At 71.3% G+C, this 17,732-nt stretch carries 17 protein-coding genes; 9 read left to right on the top strand and 8 right to left on the bottom strand.

What is annotated here, in order from left to right; translation table 11 throughout:
• The first annotated feature begins 248 nt into the window (after window positions 1-248).
• Genes ABGB01_RS33055 through ABGB01_RS33045 form a run of 3 tightly spaced genes read left to right on the top strand, consistent with a single transcriptional unit; the run spans window position 249 to window position 2,508 of the window.
• The gene (locus tag ABGB01_RS33055; protein WP_347777505.1) at window positions 249-887 is read left to right on the top strand and encodes an MFS transporter; all 639 of its coding nucleotides are present in this window, start codon (window positions 249-251) and stop codon (window positions 885-887) included.
• Window positions 815-1,780: a hypothetical protein gene (locus tag ABGB01_RS33050; RefSeq protein WP_347777504.1), complete on the top strand. Its 966-nt coding sequence runs from the start codon at window positions 815-817 to the stop codon at window positions 1,778-1,780. Before ABGB01_RS33055 ends, ABGB01_RS33050 begins: the two co-directional genes overlap by 73 nt.
• A 35-nt stretch (window positions 1,781-1,815) precedes the next feature.
• Window positions 1,816-2,508: a DoxX family membrane protein gene (locus ABGB01_RS33045; protein WP_347777503.1), complete on the top strand. Its 693-nt coding sequence runs from the start codon at window positions 1,816-1,818 to the stop codon at window positions 2,506-2,508.
• A 53-nt stretch (window positions 2,509-2,561) separates the two neighbouring features.
• On the opposite strand, the gene ABGB01_RS33040 is transcribed toward ABGB01_RS33045, so the two are convergent.
• On the bottom strand, window positions 2,562-3,155 hold the full coding sequence (locus tag ABGB01_RS33040) for a glycoside hydrolase family 76 protein (protein ID WP_347777502.1): 594 nt from the start codon (window positions 3,153-3,155) through the stop codon (window positions 2,562-2,564).
• On the opposite strand from ABGB01_RS33040, the gene ABGB01_RS33035 reads away from it, so the two are divergent.
• Complete coding sequence (locus tag ABGB01_RS33035; RefSeq protein WP_347777501.1) at window positions 3,112-3,462, top strand: CBM35 domain-containing protein; 351 nt, start codon at window positions 3,112-3,114, stop codon at window positions 3,460-3,462. The two genes, ABGB01_RS33040 and ABGB01_RS33035, sit on opposite strands and share 44 nt — an antisense overlap.
• Before the next feature lie 84 nt (window positions 3,463-3,546).
• A complete protein-coding gene (locus ABGB01_RS33030) occupies window positions 3,547-5,130 on the top strand; it encodes a Coagulation factor 5/8 type domain-containing protein (protein ID WP_347777500.1) in 1,584 nt (527 codons plus the stop codon).
• A 117-nt stretch (window positions 5,131-5,247) separates the two neighbouring features.
• On the opposite strand, the gene sthA is transcribed toward ABGB01_RS33030, so the two are convergent.
• Entirely contained in the window at window positions 5,248-6,657 is a 1,410-nt protein-coding gene (gene sthA, locus ABGB01_RS33025; protein ID WP_347777499.1) for a Si-specific NAD(P)(+) transhydrogenase, read from the bottom strand.
• A 64-nt stretch (window positions 6,658-6,721) separates the two neighbouring features.
• Here sthA and ABGB01_RS33020 point away from each other — a divergent pair, with 64 nt between their 5' ends.
• The gene (locus ABGB01_RS33020) at window positions 6,722-7,549 is read left to right on the top strand and encodes a PhzF family phenazine biosynthesis protein (protein WP_347777498.1); all 828 of its coding nucleotides are present in this window, start codon (window positions 6,722-6,724) and stop codon (window positions 7,547-7,549) included.
• On the opposite strand, the gene ABGB01_RS33015 is transcribed toward ABGB01_RS33020, so the two are convergent.
• The 6 genes from ABGB01_RS33015 to ABGB01_RS32990 form a co-directional block, all read right to left on the bottom strand.
• A complete protein-coding gene (locus ABGB01_RS33015) occupies window positions 7,527-8,471 on the bottom strand; it encodes a biotin-dependent carboxyltransferase family protein (RefSeq protein ID WP_347777497.1) in 945 nt (314 codons plus the stop codon). The genes ABGB01_RS33020 and ABGB01_RS33015 overlap by 23 nt on opposite strands.
• Window positions 8,472-8,554: 83 nt before the next feature.
• Window positions 8,555-9,184, bottom strand: coding sequence for an allophanate hydrolase subunit 1 (locus ABGB01_RS33010; RefSeq protein WP_347777496.1), 630 nt, complete (start codon window positions 9,182-9,184; stop codon window positions 8,555-8,557).
• Window positions 9,181-9,936 (bottom strand): 5-oxoprolinase subunit PxpA, encoded by a 756-nt coding sequence (locus ABGB01_RS33005; protein WP_347777495.1) that lies wholly within the window; start codon window positions 9,934-9,936, stop codon window positions 9,181-9,183. Before ABGB01_RS33005 ends, ABGB01_RS33010 begins: the two co-directional genes overlap by 4 nt.
• Before the next feature lie 17 nt (window positions 9,937-9,953).
• Window positions 9,954-10,730: a thioesterase family protein gene (locus ABGB01_RS33000; protein WP_347777494.1), complete on the bottom strand. Its 777-nt coding sequence runs from the start codon at window positions 10,728-10,730 to the stop codon at window positions 9,954-9,956.
• A 21-nt stretch (window positions 10,731-10,751) separates the two neighbouring features.
• The gene (locus ABGB01_RS32995) at window positions 10,752-12,242 is read right to left on the bottom strand and encodes a hypothetical protein (RefSeq protein WP_347777596.1); all 1,491 of its coding nucleotides are present in this window, start codon (window positions 12,240-12,242) and stop codon (window positions 10,752-10,754) included.
• A gap of 199 nt (window positions 12,243-12,441) precedes the next feature.
• Window positions 12,442-12,666, bottom strand: coding sequence for a hypothetical protein (locus ABGB01_RS32990; protein WP_132597337.1), 225 nt, complete (start codon window positions 12,664-12,666; stop codon window positions 12,442-12,444).
• Between the two features lie 154 nt (window positions 12,667-12,820).
• Here ABGB01_RS32990 and ABGB01_RS32985 point away from each other — a divergent pair, with 154 nt between their 5' ends.
• The 3 genes from ABGB01_RS32985 (at window position 12,821) to ABGB01_RS32975 (ending at window position 17,623) form a co-directional block, all read left to right on the top strand.
• Window positions 12,821-13,390: an HhH-GPD-type base excision DNA repair protein gene (locus ABGB01_RS32985; protein ID WP_347777493.1), complete on the top strand. Its 570-nt coding sequence runs from the start codon at window positions 12,821-12,823 to the stop codon at window positions 13,388-13,390.
• A 244-nt stretch (window positions 13,391-13,634) separates the two neighbouring features.
• Window positions 13,635-15,728 carry a SpoIIE family protein phosphatase gene (locus ABGB01_RS32980; protein ID WP_347777492.1) on the top strand — a complete coding sequence of 698 codons (2,094 nt, stop codon included), beginning with the start codon at window positions 13,635-13,637 and terminating at the stop codon, window positions 15,726-15,728.
• A gap of 242 nt (window positions 15,729-15,970) precedes the next feature.
• Window positions 15,971-17,623 (top strand): RNA polymerase sigma factor, encoded by a 1,653-nt coding sequence (locus ABGB01_RS32975; RefSeq protein ID WP_347777491.1) that lies wholly within the window; start codon window positions 15,971-15,973, stop codon window positions 17,621-17,623.
• Window positions 17,624-17,732 lie beyond the last annotated feature (109 nt).

Raw genomic sequence — 17,732 nt, 5'->3', positions numbered from 1 at the left:
TCGCTTCGCGAATGATCGTTGGATAGATACCGACATATGGCTGTATCTCTCTAGAGAGGTTCTGGTGTGACCCTGGATCAGGCGATACCGCTACGACAAGTGCCTGACATGGCCTAAGCTGCCACGCAAGCCGGAGCGGAGGAGCCGGGCGCGAGGCCTCGGAAGGAGCGAGTGCCGAGCCGTGGCCCCACGCGCCGACCTGAGAGCACGTGCGGGCCCTGGACACGGATCGGCCTGCAAGGAGGCCCATGACCGTCACACAGGCCGCACTTTTCGTACGGACTGCGGATCGGGAGCGCCGGGACCACCGCTGGTCCATCCTCGTGCTCCTGTGCCTGAGCCTGCTGTTGATCACCGTCGACGCCACGGTCCTGCACATCGCGGTGCCCGCGCTCACGGCCGCGCTCGAACCCTCCGCGGTGCAGCTGCTGTGGATCATCGACATCTACTCGCTGGTGGTCGCGCCCCTGCTGATCATGTTCGGCACGCTGGGCGACAAGTACGGCCGCAAGCGCATGGTCCTGTGCGGCTTCGTGCTGTTCGGCCTGGCCTCGGCGGGCGCGGCGTTCGCCCCGACCCCGCTGACCCTCATCCTGGCCAGGGCGCTGCTCGGCGTCGGTGGTGCGATGATCATGCCGGCCACGCTGTCGCTGATCCGGCAGGTGTTCACCGACCGGCGCGAGCGGGCCATCGCGCTGGGCGTCTGGAGCGCGGTCGCCGCCGCGGGCGCGGCCGTCGGGCCGCTCGTCGGCGGCGTGCTCGTCGGCGTCTGGTGGGGCGCGGTCTTCCTCATCAACGTGCCGATCCTGCTGGTGTGTTGCTGCCCGCCGCCGTCCGGCTGCTCCCGGATTCGCGCGAGCACAAAGACCGGCCATGGGACGCGATGAGCGCCGTGCTCTCCGTGCTCGGGATCCTGGCGCTGGCGTTCGGGCTGAAGGAGGCGGGCTCGGGCAGCCTGATGCCGTTGTGGGCGTCCGTGCTGGTGTTCCTGACCGGGCTCGGGCTGCTGGCCGCCTTCGTCCGGCGGCAGACGCGGCTACCGGCGCCGCTGCTGGAGATCGGGTTGTTCCGGCGGCGCGAGTTCGCCACCGGGGTCGCGGGCGTGCTGCTCGGCGTGTTCGCGCTGGTCGGGCTCCAGCTCATGCTCGCGCAATACCTTCAGCTCGTGCTCGGCGACAGCCCGCTGCGCGCCGCCGTCCGGATGTTGCCGCTGGTCATCTCCGCCATCTCCGGCGGGCTCGCCGCCGCCCACATCCTGCCGAGGATCGGCATGCGGGCCACGATGAGCGGCGGTCTCGGCCTCGTCGCGCTGGCGCTGACGCCCACGCTGAGCTGGGGGGTCGAAGGCCACCCCGTGATGCTGGCGATCTGTTTCGTCGGCATCGGCTTCGGGGTGCAGGTGGCGCTGCTGGCCGCCTCCGACACGATCATGTCGTCGGCGACCGAGTCCCAGGCGGGTGGGGCCGCGGCCATCGAGGAGACCGCCTACGAGCTGGGGGCCGGGCTGGGCGTCGCCGTGCTCGGCACGATCACCGCGATCGTGTACGCCCCCGCATTGCCCGCCGTGCCCGGAGTGTCCGCGGGCGGCATGGACAAGGCCAGGCAGTCGCTCGCCTCGGCCGCGCACGTCGCGGACGAGATCGGTGGCCGCGCCGGCGGCGCGCTGCTCGACGCCGCCCGGTGGGCCTTCGTCAACGCCCTGCACACGACCGTGGTCGTGAGCGTCGTTCTGCTGAGCCTGACCTCCGTCGCGGTGGCCACGTTGCTCAGCCGTGATTGAGGTGTGCCATGTCCCGATTAGGGCAGACAACTACCGTGAAACAGGCCCTAAGCGATATTGCCGCTTTAGTCGCCCGCATCGGCGTGGGCGGTATCTTCTTCGCCAACGGCTGGGCCAAGCTGGAAGACGGGCTGAAGATCACCGGGGAGAAGTTCCTGGAACAAGGCGCCCCCGCGCCAGGCGCCTGGGCCCCGATCACGATGCTGGCCGAGCTCATCGGCGGCGCGTTGCTGATCGCCGGGCTGGCGGTCTCCGTCACCGGGCTGATCCTCTTCGCCGAGGCGCTCGCCGTCTTCCTGGTCGCGCCGCCGCTCAACCCCATCAGCCTCAATGAGCTGATCCTCCTCGGCGCGGCGTCCCTGCTGCTGGCCGTGGTGGGGGCGGGACGGGCTTCGGTGGACCACATGGTGGTGATCCGGCGGCGGGAGTCGGAGGCGGCGGACGAGTTCGCCGCCGACAGGGAGGCGGACAACGTCATCGCCTCCCTACGCGAACCCGACACACCCTCCAAGCCGGAGAAACCAGATGCTCGGGACAAGCCCACCAAGGCGGGCAAATCCGAACCCGCGCCCGAGACGCCGGCCACGGAGGACACGGCGCCGCACCCGCGTCCGCGCTCCGGGGAGCAGAAGAGCGGCGAGGACCCGGCGCCGACGCCGGGCGACACGCTGGTGGCCGGCCGCAAGAAACCGCCCGCCCGGGGCCGCCGCACCACCACCTCCGACTGACCCCCTCCCCGCCGGCTCGGCCCCGCGGGGAGGAGGAACGGCCCGCCGCCCGGTCAGGCGGGGGCGACGGGGGAGGAGACGAGGGCGGCGCAGGCCTCGGTGGCCATGACGGCGCTCAGCTGCGCCGACAGGGGCACCTTGCCGTCCACCGCGCGCGTCCACACCGGCCCGGCCAGGATCGTGCCGTCGCGGGCGCACGACCGCCACAGCCGCTCGGTGCTGGCCAGCATGAAGTCCCGCAGGTCGGGTACGTCCGCCGCGTCCACCAGGAGGCGGGCGTACCGGTAGAACACGCCCTTGAACAGCCCTTCGTCACCGCCGCCGCCCTCATGGGCGAAGACCCCGTCGGCGGTCAGCTCCGCCAGCGCCGTGCGCGCCGTCCTGGTGGCGCGCCGCAGGTAGTCGTCATCCCCGAGAGCGCCGGCCAGCTCCACGCAGGCCCCGATGTACAGACCCTGGTTGTACGTGAAGCGCCACTGCTCGTCGATGGCGTGGTCTCGCTGCCGGTTGATGCCGTCGTGGACGAACCCGTCGGCCCGCACCAGCACGCGCTCGAGCCAGTCCATCGCCCGCCGCCCCCAGTCCAGCTGCGCGGGGTCGCCCGTGTGCCGGTGCAGGCGGGCGGAGAGCAGCCGGCCGGGCTTCACCGGCAGGGGCTATCTCGCCGGCTGGAACGCCGCGGACCAGGCGCTGACCATTCACGTGAACGTGGGCCGCGCCGGGCCCCACCAGCTGCGCTTCCGCTACGCCGCCGGCGCGGGCGACGCGGGGCGCCGCATCCTGGTGAACGGCGCCCAGGCCGGCGACCTGCGGTTCCCCGCCACGCAGGGCTGGGGCCAGTGGGGCACCGCCGTGCTCGACGGGGTCAGGCTGGCGCGCGGGCACAACACGATCCGGATGGAGCTGGGCGCCGGCAACTACCTCAACCTCGACGCGGTGACCCTGGGCACATGAGACACGCTCATGTTCAGGTCTTGCGGGGCCGGTGACGGCGGCGGATGCTGGGAGGGCAGCGACCCCCCAGCCTGGCGAGGTGTGATGTCCCGCCGCTCAGCCCTCGCAGCGATCGCCGTGCTGCTCCTCGTGACCGGCACGCTGACGATCCCGCGGACCGGCCCCGCCACGGCGGCGGCCGAGGTCCGCGGGTTCGTCGACGCCCACAGCCACCTGTTCTCCTACGAGGCGTTCGGCGGCCTGCTGATGTGCGGGCGGCCGTTCCACGCGCAGGGCGTCGAGAAGGCCCTGACCGACTGCGCCGACCACCACCCGAACGGCGAGCTCGCCTGGTACGAGAACCTCACCCGCACCGGGTCGCCGACCGGAACCCACGACCCGGTCGGCTGGCCCACGTTCCGCGACTGGCCGGCGCACGACTCGCTGACCCACCAGCAGGCGTACTACACGTGGGTGGAACGTGCCTGGCGGGGCGGCCTGCGCGTCATGGTCAACCACCTGGTCGCCAACCGGCAACTCTGCGTGATCTACCCGCTGAAGCGGAACGCCTGCGACGAGATGGCCTCGATCAGGCGGCAGGCCGAGCGGGCCCGCGAGCTGCAGGACCACATCGACGCCGAGCACGGAGGCCCAGGGCAGGGCTGGTTCCGCATCGTGCGCGACCCGGGCGAGGCCAGGCAGGTCGTCCAGGCCGGCAAGCTCGCCGTCGTCCTGGGCGTCGAGACCTCCGAGCCGTTCGGCTGCCGCACGCTGCTCGGCATCCCGCGCTGCACCAGGGCGCAGATCGACCGGGGGCTCGACGAGATGCACGCGCTCGGCGTGCGCAGCATGTTCGTCTGCCACAAGTACGACAACGCGCTGTGCGGCGTGCGCTTCGACTCCGGCACCCAGGGCGCGATCGTCAACCTGGGCAACCTGCTCAGCGGCGGCTCGTTCTGGCAGGCCCGCACCTGCACCGGCCCGGCGCACGACAACCCGATCGACCCGGGCGGCGTCCTGCCCGATCCGATCGCCGGCCTGCTCCCGCCCGGCGTCTCGCTCCCGCTCTATCCGCTGGCGCCGCACTGCAACACGAGGGGCCTGACCGCGCTCGGCGAGCACATGGTCAAGGGCATGATCGAACGCGGCATGCTGGTCGAGATCGATCACATGAGCGTGAAGGCCGCGAAACGCGCGCTCGACCTCCTCGAAGCCGCCCGGTACCCGGGCGTGATCTCCTCCCACAGCTGGACCGACCCGCACTTCTTCGGACGCGTTTACGCACTCGGCGGCATGATCACCCAGTACGGGCACGACGCCGAGCACTTCGTCGCCGAGTGGGCCCGCACCGAGCCGCTCCGGCAGGAGCACCGGATCGCCGGCTACGGCTACGGCCTGGACGTCAACGGGATGGGGCAGCTGCCCGGGCCGAGGGCCGGCAACTCCGGCAACCCCGTGACGTACCCGTTCACGACCTTCGACGGCGGCGAGCGCCTTGACCGGTTGCGCACCGGCGAGCGGGTCTGGGACGTCAACACCGACGGGGTCGCCAACTACGGCCTGGTGCCCGACTGGATCGAGGACATGCGGATCATCGCCGGCGACGAGATCGTGCGGGACATGGCGGCGGGCGCCGAGGCGTACCTGCGGATGTGGGAGGCGGCGACTTCCGCTCGAGCATCGACCTGACGGTCCCGGCCCCGCAAGGCAGGCCGGTCGCCCAACGGCCTGCCCGACGGGGGCGACAACCCCGAGGCCGCGCCAGGAACCGCAGGGCGGAGATCGGCGTCACCCGCTGAACCCGGTTCACATCCCCGCCGTGAGCCGGGCCACCACCCGCATCTTGTTCATCGCGTCCAGCGCCGCCACCTTGTACGACTCGGCCAGCGTCGGATAGTTGAACACCGCGTTGACCAGGTAGTCGACCGTGCCGCCGCAGCCCATGACCGTCTGCCCGATGTGCACCAGCTCCGTCGCCCCCGTGCCGAACACGTGCACGCCGAGCAGCCGCCGGTCCTCCGGCGACACGAGCAGCTTGAGCATGCCGTACGAGTCGCCGATGATCTGGCCCCTGGCCAGCTCGCGGTAGCGGGAGATGCCCACCTCGAACGGCACCTTGTCGCGGGTCAGCTCGTCCTCCGACTTCCCGACGAAGCTGATCTCGGGGATCGTGTAGATCCCGATCGGCGGCAGGTCGTCCATGTCGCCGACCGGCTCGCCGCACGCGTGCTGGGCGGCCAGCCGGCCCTGCTCCATGGACGTGGCCGCCAGCGCGGGGAAACCGATCACGTCGCCGACCGCGTAGATGTGCGGCACCTCCGTGGCGTAGTCGCCGTCCACGGAGATCCGGCCCCGGTCGTCGGCGGTCAGGCCCGCGGCTTCCAGGCACAGCTCGGCCGTCTTGCCCTGGCGGCCCGCGGAGTACATGACGCAGTCGGCCGGGATCTTCTTGCCGCTCTCCAGCAGGGTCAGCGCACCGCCGGGGCGGCGTTCGACGGCGGCGACGTTCTCGCCGAACCTGAAGGTCACCGCCAGGTCGCGCAGATGGTATTTCAGCGCCTCCACGATCTCCAGGTCGCAGAACTCCAGCATGCGCTCGCGCCGCTCGATCACCGTCACCTTCGTGCCGAGGGCGGCGAACATGGAGGCGTACTCGATGCCGATCACCCCGGCGCCCACCACGACGAGCGTCTCCGGCACCCGGTCGAGGTGCAGGATGGCGTCGGAGTCGATGACCGTCCTGTCGTCGAACTCGACGCTCGCCGGCCGCGCCGGCGACGTGCCCGTGGCGATCACGATCTTCTCGGCGGTGACCTTCGTCTCCTTGCCCTCCTCGTGGACGACGCCGATCGTGTGCGCGTCCAGGAACCGGCCCGTGCCCTGCAGCACCGCCACCTTGTTACGGGCCAGCTGGCTGCGGATGACCTGGATCTCCCTGCCGATCACGTGCTGCGTGCGCATGCCGAGGTCGGCTACGGTGATCTCCTCCTTGACGCGGTAGCTGGCGCCGTACAACTCCCGCTGGTTGAGGCCCGTGAGATAGAGCACGGCCTCGCGCAGGGTCTTCGACGGGATCGTGCCGGTGTTGATGCACACGCCGCCGATCATGTGCCGCTTCTCGACTATCGCTACGTTCTTGCCTAGTTTCGCCGCCGCGATCGCGGCCTTCTGCCCACCCGGACCGGAACCCAGGACCACCACATCGAAATCCGCCACACCGACCAGTCTGGGGGTGGCACGGCGACGGGGAAAGCCCTCTCCTGGAAGACTCCGTCGTGTGATGCGCGCATTCAGCCAGGTGGACGTCTTCACCGCCGTCCCCTATCGCGGCAACCCGCTGGCCGTGGTGCTCGACGGCGAAGGCCTGAGCACCGAGGAGATGCAGCGGTTCGCCGCGTGGACCAACCTGTCGGAGAGCACGTTCCTGCTGCCGCCGGCCACGCCGGAGGCCGACTACCGGGTGCGGATCTTCACCCCGGACAGGGAGCTGCCCTTCGCCGGGCACCCGACGCTGGGCACCTGCCACGCCTGGCTCGAGGCCGGGGGAGTGCCGCGCGAGGGCGGCGAGATCACGCAGGAGTGCGCGGCCGGGCTCATCCGGTTGCGCGGGACGGACGCCGGGCTCGCGTTCCAGGCGCCGCCGCTGCTGCGCTCGGGACCCGTGGAGGGCGAGCTCGTCGAGCGGATCGCCGAGAGCCTGCGGATCTCCCGGGACGACATGGTCGACGTCGAGTGGGCCGACAACGGCCCCGGCTGGGTGGCGGTGCTGCTCGCCGACGCCGACGCGGTGCTCGCGCTCAGTCCCGGCCCGGTCCCGCACGACGTGGGCGTGGTGGGGCCGTACCCGGAGGGCTCGCCGTGCGCCTTCGAGGTGCGGGCCTTCAGCCCCGCCCAGGACGCCTTCGTCGAGGATCCCGTGACGGGCAGCCTGAACGCGTCGCTGGCACAGTGGCTGCTGCGGACCGGCAGGGCCACGGCGCCGTACGTGGCCAGCCAGGGCACCGCGCTCGGGCGAGCGGGACGGGTGCACGTCTCCACCGGCGAGCAGGGCGAGGTCTGGGTGGGCGGCTCGGTCGTGACCTGCGTCAGCGGGCGGGTCGTCCTGTGAACCTGACCTCGTCACCCGGCCTCAGCTGGGCGGCCACCGGCAGATCCGCGGCCGTCACGACGGCGATCACCGGGTAGCCCCCCGTCGGCGGGTGGTCGGCGAGGAAGACGATCGGCTGCCCGCTCGGAGGCACCTGCACGGCCCCGGCCACCATGCCCTCGCTCGGAAGTTCGCCCTCCTTGGCCCGCACCAGCTCGGGGCCGCTCAGGCGCACGCCGACGCGGTTGCTGTCCTGGCTCACCACGTACGGCCCCGCGCACAGCGCCTCCGTCGCGTCCGGCGTGAACCAGTCGTCGCGCGGCCCCGGCAGTACGCGCAGTACGGCGGGCCGGGGCCCCGGTAGGGGCGCGAGGTCGGCGACGATGCCGGCCACGGTGCCCGCCGCGGTGCCCGCCGCGGTGCCCACCGCGGTGTCAGCCCGCTGCGGGCCGACCGGCAGCAGCGCGCCCGCCCGCAGCGGCTCGGGGCCGAGCCCCGACAGCGAGTCGGTGGACCGGCTGCCGAGCACCGGTTCGGCCGCGATCCCTCCGCGTACGGCCAGGTAGGTGCGCAACCCCCAGGCAGGCGTCCCCAGACGCAGCTCCGCCCCCGCGGGCACCCAGAACGGCACTCCCATGCCGGCCCGCGCGCCCGCCCTCCTGGCGGCCTCGAGCGGACCCGTGCCCTCCTCGCCGGGGGCGACCGCCACCGCCACCGGGGCGCCGGCCAGCGCCGCCCACCCGCCGTCGTGGAAGCGCAACCAGGCCCCGCCGAACGTCAGCTCGATCCCCGCCGACCCTTCCGCGTTGCCCACGAGCCGGTTGGCCAGCCGCAGGCTCGGCGCGTCGGCCGCCCCCGAACGGGGCACGCCGAGGTGGGCGTAGCCGGGCCGCCCGAGATCCTGCACGGTCGCGTACGGACCGGGCGCCAGCACCTCGATCATCACGTGCCCGTGGCCTCACTCCGTCCGGAGGGCTCGGTCGCCATCTGCCACCCTCTTCCTCAGCAGCCCTGGTAGCCCGCCTTTCATGACGGCGGCTCTCCCTCGCGTACGAACCGCACGCGCATGCCCGGCCTGAACAGCGACGGAGGGTCGGCCGTGACATCCCACACCCGCACGGACGTGCGCCCGAGCAGCCGCCACCCGCCGGGCGAGGCGGTCGGATAGACCGCGGAGTAGGGGCCCGCGATCGCCACGGACCCGGCGGGCACCGACGTGCGCGGCGTGTCGAGCCTGGGCGACTCCAGCACCGGATCGAGCCCGGTGAGGTAGGCGAACCCCGGGGCGAACCCCAGCCACCCCACGACCAGCTCGCGCCCGGAATGCCGGGCGACGACCTCGTCCGCGGAGATGCCGGCCAGCGCCGCCACCGAATCGAGATCCGCGCCGTCATAGGTCACGGGAATCGTCACGACGGGCCCCTCGGCAGGCCCGGCGCCGGCCTTGCCGCGCTCGTCGGCGACGACCGCCGCCAGCCGATCGCGCAACCACGCCTGATCCGCCCCGGGCGCCACCACGAGCACGGTCGCGGGCCCGGGCACGATCTCCGCCACCCCGGCGGGCCGGTCCGCCCGCAGCGCCGCGTCCAGCCGGTGCGACAACTCCAGCGAACCCGTCTCGACGAGCAGCCCGTGCTCCCCGGCCCTGCGGATCACGTGAACGCCTGCAGGACGACCCCGGCCGCCAGCAGCGCGTCGCGGACCCCCTGCGCCAGCGCGACCGCGTCAGGCGTGTCTCCATGGACGCAGATGGAACGGGCGGTCAGCGGGACGGAACTCCCGTCGGAGGCCGTCACGGAGCCCTCCACGGCCATCTGGCGGGCACGGGCCGCCACCACGGCGACGTCGTGGATGACCGCGCCCGGCTCCCCGCGCGGGACCAGCATCCCCTCAGGGGTGTAGGCGCGGTCGGCGAACGCCTCGTTCACCGTCGGCACGCCGGCGGCCGCCGCCGCCTCGTGCACGACCGAGCCGGGCAGAGTGAGCACCGGCAGCGAGGGATCGTAGTCGGCCACCGCGTCGATCACCGCTCCCGCCTGCACCTTGTCGCGGCAGATCCGGTTGTAGAGGGCGCCGTGGGGCTTGACGTAGGACACCCGGCCGCCCATCGCCCTGGCGATGCCGTCGACGGCCGCGAGCTGGTAGAGCACTTCGGCGCAGAGCTCCTCCGGCTCGAGCTCCATCTCCCTGCGCCCGAAATGCGCAAGGTCGCGGTAGGACACCTGCGCCCCGATCGCCACGCCGCGGTCGACGGCCGCCGCGCACGTGCGCCGGATCGTCACCGGGTCGCCGGCGTGGAAACCGCAGGCCACGTTGGCGCTCGTGACGATGTCGAGCAGCGCCGTGTCGTCGCCGAGCCGCCAGATGCCGTAGCCCTCGCCGAGATCCGCGTTGAGGTCGATCACCATGGCACCATCATGGCGCTTCACGGCCGGCGTGGTGCGACGAACAGAGTCTGAGTGGCCGTCCCCACCTCGCCATTCTCGTCATACAGGGTCGAACGGGTCAGCCCGCGGCCGGCCGGGCCGAGCACGGTCGCCGCCTCCATACAGATCCACTCCGTTTCGGGCGACCGGAACAAGGAGATCGTCAGGTCCACGTTCACAAAGAGGTGCGTGGCGAAGTCGACGGCGAGGCTGACGCCGTTGCCGCTGTCGGCGAACACCGCCAGGCGCTCCAGCGGGCTGATCTCCTCGCCCTCGACCAGAGGCATGCCGAGCCTGCCCCAGACCGTGGCGGGGCCGGGCGTCATGGGGCTGCCGGTGACGAAACGCCAGTCGAGCGCCCTGCCGTACCCGAAGCCGGAGCCCAGCCACGAGCGCGCGTGCTCCTCGGAACGCGGCGGGACCGGCGCGGGCGGCTCCTGCGCCGGGGTCGCGGGTGTGCCGGCCTCGCGGATGCGCCAGGCACTCGCCCTGGCGAACTCGCGGCCGCCGGAGTGGACGCTCGCCGACAGGCACTGCACACGCTTGCCGTCACGGGCGACGTCGGTCTCGACCCGCACCTCGGCCACGGGCACGGGCGCGAACACGTCGACCACCAGCCTGGACAGCTGCAGGCCGGGCCGCGGCGCCGTGCGTGCCAGCTCGTGCACGAGCAGGGCGGTGACGGGACCCATGTGCTGCGAGCCGGGGTCCCACGGGCCCTGGGTGTGCTCCGACGCGCGGTAACGGCCTTCGCCGACGCGGCTGTACATCGCCATAGAACGAAATTCTATGGCGTGCTAGATCCCGTCGGGAATGTCGGCGATGTCGTCGAGAGCCGCCGCGAGCTCCTCCGGGTCGTCGCCGATCCGCTCGGCGATCTCGATCAGCACGTGGAGCACGTCGTGGCGGTCGTGCCCGAGATCGAGCAGGCGCTGCGCGGCCTCCCACAACTGCGGCGGGTCGCCCTCCCACAGCCGGGTGGCGATCTCCTCGTGCCAGGCCAGGTGCTCCTGATCGATCGCGCCGCCGTGGTCGATCTCGAGCAGCGTGCGGCGGTCGGCCTCGTCGGCGGGATTGAGGTGGTCGAGGTCGACGCCGTTGTGCGTGCCCTGCAGGAAAGGGAAGGCGAAGACCCGCCTGGCCAGGGCCGACAGGTCGCCGTCCGGCAGCAGGCGCTCCAGCAGCGGCCGGTCGAGGCCGAACGAGGTCGGATCCCGGTAGGCCTCGGGGAACTTGCCGATGGCCTCCCACACCGCGTCGAGCGTGGCCTTCAGCCCCTGCTCGGGCAGCCCCGTGCGGTGGGCGGCGAAGCGCGCCCACGCCGCCAGCACGTGCGGCATCGCCTCCTGCTCCGCCACGCTCAGCATCACCTTGCGCGGCAACCAGTCGAGCAGGAACGTCTCGCACTTGGTGGGGCTGACCCGCAGCGGCCGGTTGAAGTCCTGCTCGCAGCCGTAGTCGATGATGTGGTCGGCGCACCGGGAGGCGGCCGAGGGGTCGGACAGGTGCTCGGCCGCGTCGGAGGCCAGGAACTCCGCCGCCAGCATGGCCCGCCGCTCCCTGCTGTAGGGGGCCTCGATGTGCAGCGGCGCCGGCCGCTTGCGCCCGGGCGGCAGCGCCTTCAGCCTGGCCCTGGCGAACGCGTGGTAGGCGCTGTAGCTGTCGCTCACCGGCGGCGGGGTCTTGGGCTCCTTCGTGGCCTTCATCGCCGACTCCAGCAGCGCCCTGGCCTGCTCCGGCTGGATCTCCTCGAACAGCAGCATCGGGTTGCCCGCCGCCTCGGCCCTGGCCTGCTCGAGCAGCTTGTCGACCTGGGAGGAGACCCAGGCGTCGCGGGTCATGCCGCTCATGTTGTAGTCGACGACCATGACGAGCGCGTGGCGGTCGGCGGGGGGCTCGCCGTCGTTCCACCGGTAGGAGAACGTGCAGATCACCGTGTCCTGGTCGCCGTAGGCGTCGCGGGAGACGTAGCAGCCGGCCGGTTTCACCGCGCCCACCCGGTCGGCCCAGCCCGGCCTGGCCACCCCCGACTCCATCATCGCGAGCGCCGCGCCCTCGGCCTTGGCGCCCTGGCGGGCCGTGCCCAGGTAGGCCAGGCACATCAGCAGGGTCAGCGAGGCCGGCGTGCCGGCCTTGGCCGCGTAGTCGACCAGCCCTTCGCCGAGCACCTGCTCCACGTCGCCGCCCCTGACCCGCCGGCCCCACCAGGCCCCGATCATGTCGGAGACCATCAACTCCGCGTCCAGAGGAGTGCGTACGGCGAGCAGCTCTCGAGCCGCCTGCACCATCTCCTTGAACACGTCGTCGGGCGGAGTGCTCTCCCGGGGATCTCGTCGGTGTCGGCGCACACCCTCACTCTCTCGTATTCCAGGCACGAACGGTGCGGAGAACACGGCCCGGTGACCCCGATGTTATCGACAGGGTCATGCCGGTGACCCGCGTCCGGCGTCCTGCGGGAACACGCCGCAGGACGCTCGCGACGTCACGTCAACGGGAGCTCCGCGGCGGAGGCGCGGAGTTCACGATCGCGAGCAGGTGCTCGCGGGCGATGCGTTCCACGATCTCCGGGGTCGCGGTGACGCCCAGATGCTGCGCACACGCGCACACGTCGGCCACGCAGCGGTCGATCGTGTCCACGGGTACGGTCAGGAACTCTTCGGCCAGCCTGAGACTGACCGGTTCGCGCAGGAACCGTGTGGCCAGAGCGAGCATAGGAGTGAGATTCCTCTGGAGACCTAGGGGCAAACCCCTAGGAAGGTCTGCAGGGCGACTTGCGCTCTCATTCCACCCTTTCTCGGACGGGTGTCAAGCCTCCACGACGCCTGTGTTCACTTCACCCGGTGCCCTTTCATGCGAAGCTGTCTCCATGCGCATCCAGCTCGCCCAGCGGAGCGAGGCAGACGAGCTCCTCGGCCGCAGCCCGCTCGCCCTGCTCGTCGGCATGCTGCTCGACCAGCAGATCCCCATGGAGTGGGCGTTCACGGGGCCTCACACCATCTCTCAGCGGCTGGGTCACGACTTCACCGCCGAGGAGCTCGCCTCCTACGACCCGGGGGAGTTCGCGGCGCTGCTGGCCCAGCCGCCGGCCGTGCACCGCTATCCCAAGGCGATGGCGGGCCGCATCCAGCAACTCGCGGCCTACCTGGTGGAACACTACGACGGCAGGCCCGAGCGGATCTGGGCCGAGGCCGCCGACGGCAAGGACTTGTTCAAACGACTGAACGCCCTTCCGGGATACGGCAAGCAGAAGGCCCAGATCTTCTTGGCATTGCTGGGGAAGCAGCTGGGGGTCCAGCCGTCAGGCTGGCGAGAGGCAGCCGGGCTCTACGGCGAGGAGGATGCACACAGATCGGTCGCCGACGTGGTCGACGCCGACAGTCTGAGCCGGGTGCGCGCAGCCAAGCAAGAGGCCAAGCGTGCGGCCAAGGCCCGATGACCGTGGCGGGCAAGCGCCCCGGCAATCGGGCGCGGTAACCTGATCTTGCTGCGCAAAGTGGAGCGACTTTGACAGGATGCGTAGACCCTAGAGGCGACCGGGCACCGGCGGGGGCTTCCGTCCGCGCGTGCCCATCGCCGATGATGTACTGCAGGATCCGGTCGCCCGGAGCTGCGCTACGCCGATACACGATTATGGAGATGTGCCGCGTGGGAGACCCTGGCACGCGACGGAGGTGCGGACCATGAGCGCCGAGACCTCCGTTCCCCGTCCCCGGGAGTCGGATGTGGACATCTCAGACTCCGCCCTCTTCAAGGGCATGTTGTCGGAGGCGGAGTTCGCCTTCGCGTTCTTCGACGCCGACGGCCGCGTCCAGCGGGTCAACGACGTCTTCAGCGACGTCGTCGGCGTGCCCGCGGAGCGCATGGCGGGCCGCCAGCCCGTCGAGGTGCTGGCCGCCGACCTGAGCCAGATCATCACGCACGCCGTGCAGGCCGTCACCGAGAGCGACGCTCCGGTCACCGAGGGCCGCGTGCGCGTGCGGTCGGCGGAGGGCGACACCCGGCACTGGTCGTTGTCGTTCTCGCCGGTCCACGACGACGCCGGCGAGCTGCGGGCGATCGCGCTGATCGGGCTCGACGTGACCGAGAGCCGCCAGACCGAGGAGGCGCTGCGCCGCAGCGAGGAGCGCTACCGCTCGCTGGTCGAGGCGCAGTCGCAGCTGGTGTGGATCACCTCGCCCACGGGCGCGGTCGTCGAGGACGCGCCGCAGTGGCGCGCCATCACCGGCCAGGGCCTGGAGGAATACCTCGCCAACGGCTGGCTGGACGTCGTGCACCCGGAGGAGAGCCAGCAGACCGAGGAGGCCTGGAGGGAGGCGCTGCGCGGGCGCACCATGTTCGAGTGGAACTACCGCGTGCGCACCCGTGCCAGCGGCTACCGCCACTTCGAGGTGCGGGCCGTGCCGATCATCCGCCACGGCCGCGTCGTCGAGTGGGTCGGCGCCAACACCGACGTGACCCCGCAGCGCGAGGCCGAGGAGATGCGCGGCAGGCTGACCGACCAGCTCGGCGCGGCCGCCCTGCGCACCGCCCGGCTGCAGGGCGCCACCGCCATGCTCGCGGAGGCGCTGACGGTCGAGCAGGTGGTCCAGGTCATCATCGACGTGGGCCGCACAGCCCTGGCCGCCGACCGCTCGGCGGTGGCGCTGCTCGACACCGACAGGGCCGCGCTCAAGCTGATCAACGGCGAGGGCATCCCCGAGGCGTCCGGCCCCTCCGGCGAGGAGATCCCGCTGTCCAGCTCCAGCGTGATGACCATGGCGGTCAACAGCCGCAGGCCGGTCTTCGCCGAGTCTCCCGAGTCGCTGAAGGCCCAGCTGCTGGAGGCGGGCGGCGACGAGGACGTCCTGGGCAACTACCTCGCCAACAGCGACGAGCGCGCCTGGGTGGGGCTGCCGCTGCTGGCCGCCGGACGGGCTTTGGGAGCGCTCCGATTCTCCTTCACCCGGCCCCAGAAGATCTCCCAGGAGGACGGCGTCTTCCTGGAGGCGCTGGCCGGTCAGTGCGCCCTGGCGGTCGAGCGGGCCACGCTGTTCGAGCGTGAGCACCGCACCGCCGAGACGCTGCAGCGCAGCCTGCTGCCCGACCGCCTGCCGGTGGTCAAGGGCCTCGTGCTGGCTCAGCGCTTCCGTTCGGGCAGCCGCCACGTCCAGGTCGGCGGCGACTGGTACGACGCCTTCGTCCTGCAGGACGGGCGTGTCGCGGCGGTCGTGGGCGACGTCATGGGCAAGGGCGTCAAGGCCGCCGCCGGCATGGGCCGCATCCGCAACGCGATGCGGGCCCTGGCGCTGACCAACCCGCCGCCCGCGGCCGTGCTCACCGGGCTCGACCGGGTCTTCGAGGCCACGGAAGAGGAAGAGCAGGTCACGACGCTGGCCTACATGGTCGTCGAGCCCGTCACCGGTGAGGGCACGCTGGCCGTGGCCGGGCATCCGCCGCCCGTGCTGGTTTCGCCCCAGGGCACGGCGATCCTGTGCGACGCGGAGCCCGGCACTCCGCTAGGCTGGCCGACCAGCCGCAGGCAGTTCCGGTTCGTGGTGCCGCCCGGCCATACAGCCGTGCTCTACTCCGACGGGCTCGTGGAGAACAGGAAGCGCGGGCTGGATGCCGGTCCCGCAGAGATTTGCAGTGTTGTGACCGAAGCGCCGCCTGAAGTTGTGAGTAGTCCTCACATGTTGCTGGACTTCCTGGTTGACCGGATGTTGTCTGGATATGAACAAGATGATGACGTTACCGCGCTAGCAATTCACGTGCCGCCAGCCACGAAGAGTGACTGAATGAAACAGTCATAACGGTTGCTTTCGGGTATCGGTGCCCCGCTTACGTACGCACTACTGTCTCGGTCGGCCTAGGGTGGAGGTCAACCGCCGGGAGGTGGCCGTATGGAGTGCGGGGTCGTGCCACAATGCTGTGCAGGTCCGTCGCGGTCCGCACGGCCTCACCGATCTCCGAGAGAGGCAACAGCCCCCCAGCGGGCATCTGGGTCCATTGTCGCCACGCGTTCGTTCGAGAGGTGTTCGTGTCGCCTGCAAGTTCGACTCGCTCGAAGCCACAAGAGCTGAACGAGCCCGTCATTCAGCGACTGCTCGAGCGTGGGCGCTCGCAGGGTTTCCTCGAGTCTGAGGATGTCCGTCAGGCCTTCGAGGAGGCGGACATCCCCATGTCGCACGCCGCCGCGTTCTTGCGGAACCTCAGCAAAGAGGGCGTGACCGTGGTGGTGACCGCCGCGGATTCGGCTGCGCCGAAGAAGTCTCGTGGTCCAGCAAAGCGCCGCACCGCCGCCCCCGTCAAGACCAAGACGGCGGCGGCCGCCAAAGAGCAGCAGCCCGAGACCGTGACCGCGGTCGTGGGCACCGCTGAAGCCGAGCCGGCCGCCAAGAAGGCGGCCCCTGCCAAGAAGGCCGCTCCGGCGGCGAAGAAGGCCGCGGCCGCCGCCGCCGCCAAGAAGGCCGAGCCGAAGAACGCTGGGCCTGCCGAGACCAAGCCGATCGAGGCACCCGAGGCCCGCGCCGACGGAGACGACGAGGACATCGAGCTCGACGGCGACGTGGAGCTGGAAGACCTCGACGACATCGAAGTCGACGACGAGGAGATCGTCGCCGAGGGCGACTCCGAGGCGGAGGGTGACTCCGACACCGACGACGAGGCCGAGGAGCCCAAGGCCGCCGAGGTCACCGTGGAGAAGACCGAGGAAGAGGTCCTCATCCTCTCCGACGACGACGATGACGCCCCGGTGGCGCAGGTCGCCGCCGCCGGTGCCACCGCCGACCCGGTGAAGGACTACCTCAAGCAGATCGGCAAGGTCCCCCTGCTCAACGCCGAGCAGGAGGTCGAGCTGGCCAAGCGCATCGAGGCGGGCCTGTTCGCCGAGGAGCAGCTCGGCGGCGGAGAGACCGAAGGGCTCCCCGTCGACGTCAAAGCCGAGCTGGAGTGGATCGCCGAAGACGGCCGCCGCGCGAAGAACCACCTGCTGGAGGCCAACCTCCGGCTCGTGGTCTCGCTGGCCAAGCGCTACACCGGCCGCGGCATGTTGTTCCTCGACCTGATCCAGGAAGGCAACCTGGGCCTGATCAGGGCCGTCGAGAAGTTCGACTACACCAAGGGCTACAAGTTCTCCACCTACGCCACGTGGTGGATCCGGCAGGCGATCACGCGTGCCATGGCCGACCAGGCGCGGACCATCCGCATCCCGGTCCACATGGTCGAAGTGATCAACAAGCTGGCCCGCGTCCAGCGGCAGATGCTGCAGGACCTCGGCCGCGAGCCCACGCCGGAAGAGCTGGCCCGCGAGCTCGACATGACGCCCGAGAAGGTCGTCGAGGTCCAGAAATACGGCCGCGAGCCCATCTCCCTCCACACCCCGCTGGGCGAGGAGGGCGACAGCGAGTTCGGTGACCTCATCGAAGACTCCGAGGCCATCGTCCCGGCCGACGCCGTCAGCTTCACGCTGCTCCAGGAGCAGCTGCACTCCGTTCTCGACACGTTGTCGGAGCGGGAGGCGGGCGTCGTCTCGATGCGCTTCGGGCTCACCGACGGCCAGCCGAAGACGCTCGACGAGATCGGGAAGGTTTACGGGGTCACCCGTGAGCGCATCCGCCAGATCGAGTCGAAGACCATGTCCAAGCTGCGCCACCCGTCACGCTCCCAGGTCCTGCGCGACTACCTGGACTGATCGACCGCGAACGCCGCCGCCCCGCCCGGACCCGTCCGGGCGGGGCGGCGGCGTTCGTACACCGGCGGTGGGGTCATGAGACACGCGTAGGCCGAGCGTCGTGGGCGGC

Source organism: Nonomuraea sp. B5E05, from assembly GCF_039880665.1.
Taxonomy (GTDB): domain Bacteria; phylum Actinomycetota; class Actinomycetes; order Streptosporangiales; family Streptosporangiaceae; genus Nonomuraea.
The sequence above is the reverse complement of the archived record's forward strand: the minus strand, read 5'-3'. Positions and strand labels throughout refer to the sequence as shown.

Excerpts from the sequence above, each read along its gene's own strand:
- ABGB01_RS32980 (WP_347777492.1), top strand. The coding sequence starts at position 13,635 with ATGAGCGCCGAGACCTCCGTTCCCCGTCCCCGGGAGTCGGATGTGGAC.
- ABGB01_RS33005 (WP_347777495.1), bottom strand. The coding sequence starts at position 9,936 with ATGGTGATCGACCTCAACGCGGATCTCGGCGAGGGCTACGGCATCTGG.
- ABGB01_RS32990 (WP_132597337.1), bottom strand. The coding sequence starts at position 12,666 with ATGCTCGCTCTGGCCACACGGTTCCTGCGCGAACCGGTCAGTCTCAGG.
- ABGB01_RS33030 (WP_347777500.1), top strand. The coding sequence starts at position 3,547 with ATGTCCCGCCGCTCAGCCCTCGCAGCGATCGCCGTGCTGCTCCTCGTG.
- ABGB01_RS32985 (WP_347777493.1), top strand. The coding sequence starts at position 12,821 with ATGCGCATCCAGCTCGCCCAGCGGAGCGAGGCAGACGAGCTCCTCGGC.
- ABGB01_RS33055 (WP_347777505.1), top strand. The coding sequence starts at position 249 with ATGACCGTCACACAGGCCGCACTTTTCGTACGGACTGCGGATCGGGAG.
- ABGB01_RS33020 (WP_347777498.1), top strand. The coding sequence starts at position 6,722 with ATGCGCGCATTCAGCCAGGTGGACGTCTTCACCGCCGTCCCCTATCGC.
- ABGB01_RS32995 (WP_347777596.1), bottom strand. The coding sequence starts at position 12,242 with ATGGTGCAGGCGGCTCGAGAGCTGCTCGCCGTACGCACTCCTCTGGAC.
- ABGB01_RS33015 (WP_347777497.1), bottom strand. The coding sequence starts at position 8,471 with ATGATCGAGGTGCTGGCGCCCGGTCCGTACGCGACCGTGCAGGATCTC.
- ABGB01_RS33000 (WP_347777494.1), bottom strand. The coding sequence starts at position 10,730 with ATGGCGATGTACAGCCGCGTCGGCGAAGGCCGTTACCGCGCGTCGGAG.